Source organism: Senegalimassilia faecalis, assembly GCF_004135645.1.
GTDB classification, from domain to species: Bacteria; Actinomycetota; Coriobacteriia; order Coriobacteriales; family Eggerthellaceae; genus Senegalimassilia; species Senegalimassilia faecalis.
In genome coordinates, this window is sequence record NZ_SDPW01000001.1 from 926,223 (window position 1) to 939,650 (window position 13,428).

5 protein-coding genes are annotated in these 13,428 nt (G+C 62.6%); 1 reads left to right on the top strand and 4 read right to left on the bottom strand.

The features are described from left to right. Positions 1–12: 12 nt before the first annotated feature. The gene (locus ET524_RS03905; RefSeq protein ID WP_161566601.1) at positions 13–7,287 is read right to left on the bottom strand and encodes a Spy0128 family protein; all 7,275 of its coding nucleotides are present in this window, start codon (positions 7,285–7,287) and stop codon (positions 13–15) included. A gap of 498 nt (positions 7,288–7,785) precedes the next feature. Here ET524_RS03905 and ET524_RS03910 point away from each other — a divergent pair, with 498 nt between their 5' ends. Further along, the gene (locus ET524_RS03910) at positions 7,786–9,561 is read left to right on the top strand and encodes a LuxR C-terminal-related transcriptional regulator (RefSeq protein ID WP_129423423.1); all 1,776 of its coding nucleotides are present in this window, start codon (positions 7,786–7,788) and stop codon (positions 9,559–9,561) included. A gap of 92 nt (positions 9,562–9,653) precedes the next feature. Here the strand turns inward: ET524_RS03910 and ET524_RS03915 are convergent, their stop codons facing one another. From ET524_RS03915 to ET524_RS03925, 3 genes are all read right to left on the bottom strand, one after another. Beyond that, a complete protein-coding gene (locus ET524_RS03915; protein WP_129423424.1) occupies positions 9,654–11,450 on the bottom strand; it encodes a carbon starvation CstA family protein in 1,797 nt (598 codons plus the stop codon). Between the two features lie 29 nt (positions 11,451–11,479). Then, the gene (locus ET524_RS03920; RefSeq protein WP_129423425.1) at positions 11,480–12,151 is read right to left on the bottom strand and encodes a hypothetical protein; all 672 of its coding nucleotides are present in this window, start codon (positions 12,149–12,151) and stop codon (positions 11,480–11,482) included. Positions 12,152–12,381: 230 nt separating this feature from the next. Beyond that, positions 12,382–13,332, bottom strand: coding sequence for a beta/alpha barrel domain-containing protein (locus tag ET524_RS03925; protein WP_129423426.1), 951 nt, complete (start codon positions 13,330–13,332; stop codon positions 12,382–12,384). Positions 13,333–13,428 lie beyond the last annotated feature (96 nt).

Consider the following 13,428-nt stretch of genomic DNA (forward strand, 5'->3'; position numbering starts at 1 on the left):
GGAACGGCTGCGCTAGCGCTTATCGCGACGGCGCATGATGCACAGCGCCGCGATGGAGGCCGCGCCCGCCAGGGCCACTGCCGCAAGCGGCAGGACCAGGGCAAGCCTGTCATCGCCCGTCTGGGTCAGCACCTTGCCGATGGGCCCGCTCGGCGTGAAAGTCTTGCCGCCGGGCTGCGTGGGCTGCGTGGGCTGCACGGGCGCCGGAGGCTCGGCGTACGTGTTCGTGAACGCGAGCACGTCGGCATCGCCTGCCACCGTTGCGTTCAAGTGGCCGAGCCCGTCATCGACGACCGTCACGGTCACCTTGTACGCGTGCTTGTCGTACGTCACGTTCGCCTGCGCATCGTCGAGCTCGGTGAGCGCGAACTCGTACGTGCCGGGCTTGTCGAACGTCAGCGCCGGGAAGGCGATCTTGCCGTCGGCGGCGTTCTTCGCCTTCAGCTCGGTGCCGTCGGTCGCGGTCAGTACGAACGTGAACTGCCCGTCCTCAAGGTTCTTGCCCACCAGCGTCTTGGAGGCGCCGATGACCACGGTCGTGGGCGTTGCCTGGTAAGCGTTGGCGAAGGTCGCCTCGCGCGCGTCTTCCAGCGCATGGGCCACGCTGAGCGTGCCGTCGCCGTTGTCCTTCACCGTGGTGACCACGGTGTACGTCGCACCGTCGTACGTTACGCCGTTGGCGACGGTGCCGCCCCCGACCTCGTGCAACGTGTAGCGGTGCGTGCCGGGCTGCGTGTACTTCACCGCGCTCAGCGCCACGCTGCCGTCGGCGGCGTTAACGCCGGTCGCCACCACATCTTCGCCCTCGAGCAGCTCGAATGCGAACTCGCCGGCAGCCATGTCGCGGCCCGTCAGCGTCTTGGTCACCGCCACCTGATCGGTCACGCTGAAGTGAGCGGGCCCCACCTTGTAGGTGTTGGCGAAGGAGAACGCCGGGCTCGCCGCATCGCCCTGGCGCTCGACCGTCAGCTTGCCGGCGCCGTCGTCGGTCACCTTGAAGCTGACCGTCTTGGTCGCCGCGGCGTCGTTGGTCACGCCGGGCACGTCACCGCTCTCCGTCACCTTATAGGTGAACACGTGGGAACGCGGCTTGCCGGACTCGGGCTCCGGGTTCGCCGGCTGGTCGGCCGGCTGGTTGCCGGGAGCGACCGTGTCGACCGTGCCGCTGGCGGCATCGGAAGCCGCTACGGCGCCCGCACCCTGCTCGTCGCCTGCCGCGGGCTTGTCGCCCTCGTCGGCGGCGGGCTTGTCACCGTTGCCGGCGGCCTGGGAGGAAGCGTTGCCCGCATCCGCGGCGGCCTTGTCAGCGTCGGCAACAGCCTTCGCAGCATCGGCAGCCTGGTCGGCTTCCTTGGCCGGCGTTGCCTGATCAGCGGCCTTCGCGGCATCCGCTTCAGCCTTGTCGGCATCTGCGGCGGCCGTCTGGCCGTTCACGCCCAGGGCGCGGTTGAGGTCGTCCAGCGTGAACGTGATGGAGCCGAAGTCCACGTTGCCGTCCGCCGTGTTCTTGGCGGTGGTGCGCTCGGGCATGGGAGCGGCCGCATCGTCGGAGGTCACCGTGAAGGTGAACTTGCCCTCGATGGAGGCCGGGTCAAGCCCGGGTGCCGCCTGCAGCGTCTTCACGCCGGACAGGCCCACCTGCACCGGATCGCCCGTGGAGTACGTGTTCTCGAACTTCAGGCCATCGCCAAGGTTCGCCGTTGCCGTAAGCGAGCCATTGCCGTTATCGACGACCGTCACCTTGAACGGGATCGGCTGCGTCTGCGGCGTGATGCCCTGGTCAGCCAGGCCATCGGTCTTCTCGTAAGCCAGGTAGCTCACCGTCCACGAGATGACTCCCTTGTCGGAGGTCCTGGAGGCGTTGCCGTCCTGCACCAGGCCCTCAAGCATCTCGGTGGTGTAGTGAAGGCCGTCGAACGTCACGGTGCCATCGGCCGCGTTCTTGGCCGTCCGCAGGTCGTCCCCGCCCGTTGCGTACTTCACCGCGAAGATGAACTCACCGGCGGAAAGCGGACGTCCCGTGAGCGCCTTGGTCGCCGTCACCTGAGCGGCCGCACCGCCCGGGTTGTCGGTAGAGGCGGCATACGTGTTGGTGAAGGGAACCACCGCAGGACCTGTGCCGGCAGCAGACGGATCTGCGCCGTACACGTACGTCTTGTCGCCCTTAGGTCCGGCCACCACGGTCTTGACCGTCAACGCGGCCTTCTCCGGGTTGTCCTCGACCGTCACCGTTACCGTGTACTCCGTCGTGTCGTAGGTGTAGCCGGTAACCTTTTCGCCTACCACCTCGACCACCTTATAGGTATACGTCTTGCCAACGTCGCTCTGGCGCAGCACCACGTGCTGCTCGCCCAGCGCGGACTTCACGGCTTGCGCGCCATCCGCAGCTGCGGGCATGGCGATCTCGGCGCCTTCCAGCGACAGACCCAGCGCGTACGCCGACGCCTCGTCGCCAGGAGTCACCTTGATGGTGAACTGGCCCTCGGCCATATCGCGGCCGGTCAGGGTCTTGGCCACGTTCAAGCCACCCGCCGCCGTGTAATCGATTTCAGCGGTGTAGCGATTCACGAACGTGACGTTCTCCGCAACTGCAGAGGCCTTGAGCGTGCCAGAGCCGTCGTCGGACACCGTCACCTTGATGGTGGCCACGTTGCCGTCGTACTGGATGCCCGGCAGCTTATGGTCGTCGGCGGGCACGACCTCGCGCACCTCGTAGACGAACGTGCGCTTATGGTCGGGCTCGGCCTTCACCATGTCGGACGTGAACTTGATCTCACCGAACCCGAAGCTCCCCGCGTTCGCCTTGGTCACCGTCGCGCTGGTCACATCGTTGCCCGCAGCATCCTTGGGCAGCGGACCGCCATCGAGCGCCTTCAACTCGAACGTGAACTCGTCGGAGTCAATCCAATCGCGGCCCTCGAGCACCTTGCTCAGACCGGCGGTGGCGGTGTCGTAGCTGGTCGGGGTTGCCTGATAGCCGTTCACGAACGCCACGGTCGCGGAATCGACGACCTTCCCATCCAGCTTGGTGGTCAGCGTCAGATGCTTGTCGGGATCGCCGCTCATGCCCACTGTGATCTCGAGCGTATGCACGCTGTTGTCGTAGGAAACGCCGGGCTTAGCATCGGCGGGCACGACCTCGCGCACTTCGTATGCGAACGTCTTGCCGATATCGGCCTGCGTGAACGCGACGCCGTTCATCTTCGCCATATCGCACGCGACGCCATCGGCACGCGCAGCGTTGGTGAAGCTGCGGTCGGAATCCGTCAAGCGGGCTTCGGCATCTTCCGCAGACACGGTATCGGATTTCACGCCATGGATGCTGAAGGAGAACTCATCAGCTGCCATATCGCGGCCGTTCAGCGTCTTCTGGACGGTGATGCCGGAGAACTGCGCATTCTGCTCGTACTTGTTCTCGAACTTCGCCGGCCCGTTGTCGTAGCTCACCGCGGCGACCAGCTTGCCCGTATGGTCATCGGTCACCGTGACCGTAACCTTGTGCACATGGCGATCGAACACGATGCCGCCGGTTGCGGTGCCCGCTGCATCAAGATCCTTTCCGCAGTACTTATCCTCCTGCACCGCGAACGAATACGTGCCGGGCTTCTTGAACGTCATCTCGCCAAAGGAGAACCTAGTCTCATCGCCCGCCTTCGCGCCGCTCACCACGGCTTCTTCGGCACCCTTCGGGATGATGATGCTGCCGTCGTCAATGGCCTTCTGCGTGGCGCCATCCGCCGCGCTCAGCTTGAAGCCGAACGCCTCGCCTTCCGCCATATCGCGGCCGGTCAGCACCTTGGTGCCGTGAATCGCCGTATCGCCCTCGAGCTTAGCGGAATCGGGTTTGTACGAGTTATCGAAACTGAACATGGCGCCGGTAATCGGCTCTTCGCTATCGTTCTCGTAGTACTTGGCGCTCAATTCAAGCGTGCCGCCAACGTCCGCGATAGTCACCTTCGCGGCCCACACCGTCTGGTCGTACACCATGCCGGCCGGGTCGAAGGTCTTGTCCGCCAGGACATCTCGCACGGCACGCCACGTATCGCCGACCTTAACCACCTCGACGATCTTGTATTCGAAGGTGGCGTCGAGCGTTTCGGGATCGAGATTCCCGTACGTGAACGTCGCCTGCGGGAACGCGATGCCGCCGCCTGCCTCGACCGCGGTCAGGGCGCCATACCACATCTTGCCGCCCCACTCGTGATCGATACGCATCGCGCCTTCGCCTTGGGGCAACGGCGCATCAGGGTTGTCCGTGCAGGCGATCACGTGGAACATGCCCGGCTTAAGGGGGTTCTCACCTGTCGCGTCCGTATACGTCTTCGTGCCGCTAGGAGTCCACTTCACCTCAAAGCGGTTGTACTCGTTCACGAACGACGCCGTATCGTCCTCGATGGGCTGCGGCTTCTCATATTTCACGCCGTCATCGCCTACCAGCTTCGTCATCTTAGACTCCACCGTCAGCGTACCATTGTGGTCCTTGTCGGTTACCGTCACGACGACCTGGTACAACGCCTGGGATGCGCTCACGCCGGGATTCAAAGTGCTGAGCGCCTCGGACTCCCAAATCTCATACGTGTACGTGCCCGGCTTCGTGTAGCTGATGTCCTGGAACTGGAAGTGCACCTTTGTATCAGCTGGAGTGCCATACGGCTGCGTTACCTTGACACGCGTCTCGCCCAGGGTGTCGGTCGGCGGCATCGGCGCCTCAACGGACGTGTCGGCATCCTTCAGAATGAACGTGAACTCGTCGGTTTCAAGCCAAGCGCGTCCGGTCAGCACCTTCTCGCCCTTGAGGTACGTCTCGCCATCCAGCGTGCCGGATGCGGCATATGTGTTCTTGTACGTTACCGCGCTCGTGTTACCGGCAGCGATCTGACCTTCCGCACCAGCGGCCTCTGCCGTGAAGCCGTCGCGGTGCGTCTCGCTTACCTTATAGTCCCAGCCTGCGGAAAGCCCGTACACGTACAGGGTCTCGCCCGGCTTCAGGGAATGCTTCGCCTGGCCGTCCTGGCCGAACGCCAGCACGAACTTATCGCCTTGCTGCTCGCCGTTCGCGTTCTTCACCACGGCGTTAAAGCTCTTGCCGGCGGCATCTTGCATGGTGATGGCGAACTCGAAGGATTCGTTCGCGAAATCAGCCGCGTTATACCCATCGGGCAGCTGCAGCTGCTTCGTCACCGTCAGCGTGCCGGGTACATCGACGCTCAGCTTGCCGTTGTTGCCCAGATAGGCGTTGATGAGCGTTTGCGCGGAGGACTGCTCAATGCCGCTCCACTTCGGGTTCAGCACGTCATCGGCCGTGGCCGTGGGATTATCGGTCTTGACCTTGTGCAGTTCGTTGATGTAGGTCAAACGCGGCGTGCCGGACTTGAAGTAGCAGGCACCCGTGGAATCCCAGGCGATAGAGCCCTCGACCTTCTCAGCGGCGTCGCCCGGGAAGGACACATGCTCGGTCTTCGCAACGGGCTTGCCGTTGTCCATGGCGTAGTAGTTGTGCTTGTAGTAGTACGTAGAGCCTTTCTCTACCGACTTCGCAGGAACAGTGCACGCCTCATCGGTGTAGATAGGCGTGTCCTGCGTGAAGTAATAGTAGCTATTGCCCGCTGCCGGCTCGAACGTGGCGACCACGTCGCCCGTTTCCTTGCCGGTCCACTTGTTGGCGTAGAAGCTCACCTTGCCCGTTGCGTCGGTGTTCTTCTCCATATACGCCTTCATGGCGTCATCGGGATTCTCCAGCAGATCGAGCGCCGCCGGCTTCACGCCGGAGGAGTACAGCACCGAGATTGGCGTGGTGTTCGAGACGCTCATGGTATCCTTCGCCAGGTCGATGGCGAAGTTGCGCAGCGGGATCAAGGATGCGGGCACCTTCACCTGCACCTTGTCGCCCACCGCAACGTCGTTCGAACGCGTGACGGTGATCACGACGTCCTTCAGATCGGCAGCAGCCAAGCCGGAATGCACGTCACCGCTGAAATGGTACGTGTCGACGTTTCCGTCCGTGGTCTTGGACTTGCAGCCGTACACCGTTCCGTTGTACACGAGCTTGGACAGGTCGGTGACCTGCATGTAATCGCCCAGCTGATCATCAAAGGTGATGTAGCCGGTCTCGTGCTCGAAGCCTTCGCTCGTCTCCGTCGGATAGCCGGCGCCCGTCGAGATCTCCTTGGAGATGTCGTCGAACACGCGCTTCAACTCGTCGGCGTTGGTCGCGCTCTTGTAGAACGCGGCGTCTTTACCGTCGGAGCCCTTCGCGCGGTCGCCGAAGCTCCATTTGTATTCGCCCGGCCACCAACTCGTTTTCTCATATGAATACGTCGCAGACGGGTAGTTGCTCGACACGGCATGCATGAGCTTATTCTCGTTGGAAACGCCCTGCTCGCTGGGATACTTGGCCGGATCTGCGCCCTCGAAGATGCCGATGGAGTACACCGCAGCACCCGCGTCCTTCATATCCTTAGCGTTTCCAACGGCGCTCGAGGCGACGTCCGGAGAGAAACTGCTCTGGGTCGTCGGCGTGCCATCGGTGAAGAAGATGACGACCTTCTTGGCATCGGAACGACCAGAGGTCTGACCCTTCGCAAGCTCCAAGCCTGCGGCGGCATTCGTTGCGCCGGCGGGCTTGATGGCGTTCACCTGGGACGAGAAAGCATCTTTCGTCTCATCGGTACACGGAGCCAGCGTCTTCATCACCTGGCTGTAGTTGTACGAATATCCGCCGTCGCGATACGTGTCGTTGCCGACCTTGTCGGTCTTGTTCCCAGCGAACTTCACGATGGCGACCTGATGCTGCTTAGCCGCATCCTTGACCGTCGCATTCTGCTTGGCGATCTCATCGATGAACGAGTTCGCTGCGCTCTTGAGCGCAGCGATGCGCTTTGTGTCATCGCCGCCGCCCATGGCGTCATCCATCGACCCAGATGCGTCAAGCACCAGCACGATGTCGAGCGGCGTGGTTGCCGTATCGGATAGGTTAGAGGTGGACGACAACGCCGTGAGCGCGGTCAGGAAGTCCGCACCATTCTCCTTGGATATGGTGACGCCGTTCTTGCTGATCTCGCCATCTGACACGGTCTTGTCGGTCCAGATACGTCCAACGCTCGACGTGTCGCTCTTGATAAGCCCCGACCAATCCCAAATGGTCGAGGGGTCCGTGACGGCGGTCTTGTTTCCGCTGTACGTTGCCGCCGATGAGCCTTCTGCGAACGCCGCGCCGCCGAACAGCGGCGACAACGCAAGCACCAGCACAGCGGCTAACGCTGCTTTAAAACGCTTCGTCGATTTCATGCCCTCGCCTCCTTCCACCGCATCGCGGCTTTCCGTATCCCCTTGCGCTTGCATATGCGCGCGCTCGGGCTTTTCCGGTACCCTGACATATTCATGGGCCCACTCCTTCCCGCACGGCCCTCCCATGCCATCGCGCCCGCCGACGTCGGCCTCACTCGCCGATCGCCGGACGCGCGCATAGCCCGTAACCGCGCATCGCGCCAGCGGTGCAAACGGCATCGAGCCGCTACACCTCCTCTAAACATCATTGCCAAAGGGGGTACACGGAACCACGCCGTATTTACGAACGCGAGACTTAGACGATTTGTTTTCGCAGGTGGGTGAAGCGGCGTCAGGAGGTCGTATAAACGACCCCCTGGACAAAACAGCCAAACCGCGGACGCCCCCCGAGAACTCACGGCCAAAGTTAACCCCTTCGGAAAAATTAAAAAACGATGGCAACGCGACAAGGGATACAATAAGGAAAAGGGTGCGGACACACTTGGAAGGAAGGGCGCGATGGGCAACGCGAAACGTGAAAACAGCCTGCTCTTTTGCGCACTTGCGTTGTTCTTCTTCGTGTTCCTTGAGTCGACGCTGTTCTTCCAAACCAACCTAGCTCAACACGGAGGGCACGCTCCCTTCCTCTTGCAGCTCCCCATCCAAGGCGCCAGCACCCTGGGCCTTCTGGCCTTTCCCCTCAAGAACCGTCTTGTCGGCGAAAAAGGCCGACCTGTGTTCATGGGAGTCGTCACCGTCCTTGGGGTCGCGTGCCTTGTCGGCGTCGCTTTCGCATCCTCGCCGCTGGTGATCGCGTGCACGGGTGCGGGCGGGTTCTTCCTTATCGGGCTCGCCGGCGCCACCGCGTACTGGGCAACGTGCGTGAGGTCGCGCAACATCGCGCGATTCGCAACGCTGATCGGAGGTAGCCACGCGCTCGGCGTGCTCGCGCAGATCCCCTTGTTCAAATTCACGTCGAACCACCTGATCGAGGCCGTCGTGCTTTCCGCGGGAATCATCGCCCTGGGCGCGATCAATGCGCGCATATGGCCGCCCCGATCCGCACTCGCAGACTTTTCCGCACAGCGGGAACAACGCGGAGGAAATCACCTCGTAAGCAGCAAGTTCGCCGGATGGCGTCTCGACCATATGACCCCTCGCACCGCCGTCATCGCGATCTTCGCCTTAGTGCTGCTGTTTTCCGTGCTGTTCAACACGCTCTACACCTTTATCGACATTGGCTCGCCCTGGACCAGCCAATACACCAACGTAACGCCCCGCGTTCTGATGGCCGTCGGAGGCTTTGCCGGCGGCGTGCTGTTCGACCTGCACCGGGCGCGTTACCTGGGCATCGTCATGTTCTGGATGATGCTGCTCTCGGTCGGCGCGATGCTCGGAGTGGAGGCAGGCGGGCCGTACGTCATCGGGGAAGTCGTCTACTTCTTGGGCTCAGGTGTGTTCATGACGTTCTACACCACGATGTTCATCTGGATAGCGCAGCTCCTGCGTGCCCCCGACCTGTGGTGCAGCATGGGACGAGCGCTCAACAACGTGACCGCCATCGCAATCGGCGCACCCGCGCTGCTGGTGATCGACCTGACGAGCCCCGTGGCCGTGATCGCGCTGCTGATTCCCCTGATCATCGGCATCAACGCGCTGCTCTTCGCCGCCGGCATGCTGGACTTGCATCCGCGCCCGAGGGGCGACGAAGTCGCAGGGCACACTGGGCAGCAAGCCGGCGTGCCTGGGTCCGCCGGCAATATCACGCCTGGTCAAACGGAGGTCGGCGAGTACACGCCTGCTGCCGGCAACACTATGCCCGGCCCCGACGGCAGCGACGCATCCGCCCAAAGGGCAGCTGATGGGATGCCGGAAGCCGCGGAGGGCCCGACACCCGGCGCCGCGCCCTCCGCAGACGATGCCGCCATCGACCCCGAAGCGCACCTTGCGGATTTCGCCGGCCGTTTCTCACTCACGCCGCGCGAGATCGAGGTGCTTGCCACCGTCACCGCCGACGAGCGCCCACTCAAGCATGTGGCCGCGGACATGGGCATCTCCCTGCGCGTGCTCCAGCGGCACCTGACCTCGCTCTACCAGAAAACCGGCACGCAATCCCGCGTCGGCCTCACGAAGCTGTTCTGGGAGCAGCTTCCCCCCCCCCGCCACCCCCCGCGCGCAATATCGCACGCCGTAGGAGAGTCCCGAGAAGGCTACGCCACCAACCGGCAAACCCCGCGAAACCGTTCACCCGCTTCCCCATTGCGAGCTGCCCCCTTCGACCCATACGCCCCGTAACGCGAAAAACCCCGCCGCAACCAAGGTTGCGACGGGGTTTCGAATCTCAGAAGGCGCAGGGTCGCGCGGCTTCCCTTTAGCGGAGCACCAGCTTACGCGGCGTTGCGCTTGACGGTGGCCACGATGGTCTTCACACCCTTGACGGCCAGCACCACGGCCAGCACGAACAGCAGCACAGCCAGGATTGCCTGCACGGCGGGGGCGAAGATGTCGCCGCCCTTCATGATGAGCAGCATCTTCTGGTAGAACGTGATGCCCAGCGAGGTCAGCGTGGCGGCCAGCATGAAGGCCATGGGCACGAAGAACATCTTGTTGTTGCGGCCCGCGTTGCCCAGCCATGCAGCCACGGCCAGCAGAGCCAGGGCGGCCAGCAGCTGGTTAGCAGCACCGAACAGCGGCCAGATGATGGTGTAGCCGGTCATGCCCAGGAACACGCCGATGACCACGGTGATGATGGTGGCAACGTAGGGGTTCGCCATAACCTTGCGCGCGCCCGTGAGGTCCTCGGGCTTCGTGTCGACGGGCGTCCACAGCTCCTGGAACATGTAGCGAGCCAAGCGGGTTGCGGTATCGAGCGAAGTGAGGCAGAACGCGGAAACGGCCAGGATGAGCAGCGCGTATGCCAGACCCTGCACGTCGGCCAGGCCAGGGATGCACGCGAGCATCTGGGACAGGCCGTCAGCGAAAACAGCGGTCGGAGAAGCGTAGCCGCCCGCGGCGTACTTGCTCCACACGAAGCCGACGGCGCACAGCGAGATGACGGCCAGCAGGCACTCGATGAGCATGCCGCCGTAGCCGATGGGCTGCGCCTGGCTTTCCTTATCCAGCTGCTTGGACGTGGTACCCGAAGCAACCAGGCTGTGGAAGCCGGAGATGGCGCCGCACGCGATGGTGATGAACAGCGCGGGGAACAGGAAGCCAGAAGCGGCGGCCTTGTTCGTGATGGCCTTGCCCGCCTCGTCGACCAGTGCCTGGCCGGTGGAAGCGTCGAAGGCGGCGTTCGTGGCAACAAAGCCGGTGAACGCGGGGATCTGCAGGTTCGTGGCGGCACCCATGAGCGATGCGCCCACGATGCCGATGACGGCCAGGATGATCATGCCGTACAGCAGGTAGCTGGACAGGTAATCGCGCGGCTGCAGCAGAATCCACACGGGGGCAACGGAGGCGATAAGGATGTACACGCCCAGGATGATCATCCAGGTGTTGTAATCAAGCGCCAGGGAAATGCCCATGAGCGGCAGGTTGTAGCCGATGGCAACCATGATGATGATCAGGATGATGGCGGTGACGATGTTCACCGGGCCGGGGATGTTGCGGCCACGGGTCAAGAAGCCGTACACCACGGCCACGCCGATGAAGATGATCGAGATCATAGCCGTCTGCTCGTTGGCCAGGTTCGACGCGGCGGCAGCGGTGGCGCTGACGGCGAACGTGTTGGCAACGATGGAGGCAAATGCGGCAACGACCAGCAGCAACGTCAGATACGCGAAGATGCAGAACAGCTTCTTCGCCGTGTTGTCGATGTTCTCGGCAACAACAACGGCCAGCGTCTGGCCCTTATGGCGCAGCGACGCGAACAAGCTACCGAAGTCGTGCATAGCGCCGAAGAAGATGCCACCGATGAGCACCCACAAAAGCACGGGCACCCAGCCGAACACGGCCGCCTGGATGGGGCCGTTGATGGGGCCTGCGCCGGCGATGGACGAGAAATGGTGGCCCAGCACCACGTAGGGCGGCGCGGGCACGTAGTCTACGCCGTCTTCCAGCTCATGGGCCGGAGTCGGGCGCTTCGGGTCAACTCCCCATTGCTTGGCAAGCCAGCCACCGTAGCACACATAGCCGATGACCAGGATGACCGCAGCAACAAGGAGGATAAGCAATGCGTTCATGGGTTCCTCTTACTATTGCGTCGTGGTTCTTACGCTTGAACGGACAGGGTCGCCTCAATCGTCTGCTTGAGTTGCTTGCCCATCGCGTTCGTGGTCACGCGCTTCGTGGAAAGGTCGGCAACGGCCACGCGGAGGTCCGCCCAGCCGCGGATACCGAAGGCGAAGTTCTTGCGGAACTTGGTTTTGCGCACCAGCCGCAACGCTTCTTCGGTACAGGAATCCGCCACGATCACCAGGGAAATGGCCGACGACATATGGTTCGGTTCGGGAACCACTTTCGCAAGCCCGTCGTTTTCCATGAACGACACGAGGTCACGCACCTGAGTTTCGTCCAGGCGGTTGGCCAGGACAAAGAACAGATACTCGTGCGTGTCGACTTCCCACAGCTTTGCGCGCTTGACCAGCACGTACTTTTCGCCGTAGGAATGGAATTCGGCGTACCCAGGGAAGGTGCGGCCGGCGTATTCGTACTCACGTTGCACATCGAACCAGCGCTCGTGTGCAGCGAGAATACGTTTCAATACGAGGTGCTTTTCGTCCTTTGCCGGGGAGGGTTGCTCCCCAGGCCGAAGGGCTTGCTCTCCAACATGCGCGGCAGCCTGTTCCTCCGCCTCGCACTTGGCCTTTCCCGACGCATCCGCTTGTTGAGCGGCCTGCGCGGTGCCTTCCGCACTCGCCTGAATAGCCGTTTGATCGCTCAAATGCCCGCAATCTCCTTTTGGTATCTCGCCTTTCTCACGTCAAGCGTGAGCACCTTATTGTAGTGGCTTGGCAACGGATTCGTAACATGAAATGCCCACATTTTTCCGTTAAGTGGCGCAAACGCGGGGTGAAATGACACAAAAGCGATCGCGTTGTAGGACAAACACACAAAAATGCCCCGAAAGCACGAACTTTCGGGGCATGTGGGAATGCAAGATTGTCTCAACCGCTAGTCTTCCCAGGCGAAATCGGCTTCGCCGTTGAACACCTTCAGGGCGTCGGCAACGGTGTAGTCGGCCAGCGTGATGGCGCTGATGGCCTTCGTCAGACGAACGGCCTCGTCCAGGCTGCGCTGGTGGATGTTGCGGCCGGTGGCGTTACCGTCGGCACCGCCCACGTGAATCTGGTCGTGCAGCTGGGTGAGGAACGTCTCGGCGTCAACGGTGGAACCGCCGGCGCACACCAGGCCCGTGCGGCCCGCAGCCATGGAAGCGATCTTCAGCGCCTCGGCAGGCGTGCGCTTGTCGTCGCCTTCCGGCTTGGGCGGGTTGACCTTCACGAAGTCGGCACCCAAGCACAGCGCCACGCCAGCAGCGCCGGCGATGAGGTCCGGGTCCTTCTCGGCGGTAACGGCCTTGCCGCGCGGGTAGATCCACAGCACCACCAGCAGGCCGTTCGCATGAGCGGCGGCAATGAGCTCGCCAGCTTCAGCCAGCATGGTGGACTCGTATTCGCTGCCCAGGTAGATGGTGTAGCCCAGGCCAACGATGTTTACGCCGTTTTCGCGCATGGCCAGCACGGCGTCCAGGTCGTACAGCTGCGGGCTGTACGGATCTTCCTGGGCCGTTTTGACCAGGTTGGTCTTGGAGTTCATCTTCACCAGGTAGTTGATGTTGGGGTAATCGGCAGCGTACTGCGCAATTAGGCCGCGCTGACCAGCCAAAACACCGCACACACCCTGGTCGCCGATCTTGAAGAGATGCTCGGGCTCGGCGTCGGCGATGTCGATTCCCTCGCCGTAGAAGTCCTTGTTCAGATGCTCAACTTTCTGGTCGCACGCGAACAACATGAGGCGGCCGGTCCCACGGGTGGCCTTCATGTAGTTGTCGACGTACGTCTCGCGGACGTCAGCCAGGACGTCGGCAGGTACCTTCACCTGGTCGCGAGTGATCTTGGGCATGATGTTCCTCCTTTAAGGATGCAAATTCCAAGGAAAGGCAGCGCACCTTGCGCGCCACACGTTGGGTTCATTCTAGCGAAGCCGCAAGCCCCGCCG

Coding starts and splice junctions, on each gene's coding strand:
- ET524_RS03905 (WP_161566601.1), bottom strand. CDS start 7,287: ATGAAATCGACGAAGCGTTTTAAAGCAGCGTTAGCCGCTGTGCTGGTG.
- ET524_RS03910 (WP_129423423.1), top strand. CDS start 7,786: ATGGGCAACGCGAAACGTGAAAACAGCCTGCTCTTTTGCGCACTTGCG.
- ET524_RS03915 (WP_129423424.1), bottom strand. CDS start 11,450: ATGAACGCATTGCTTATCCTCCTTGTTGCTGCGGTCATCCTGGTCATC.
- ET524_RS03925 (WP_129423426.1), bottom strand. CDS start 13,332: ATGCCCAAGATCACTCGCGACCAGGTGAAGGTACCTGCCGACGTCCTG.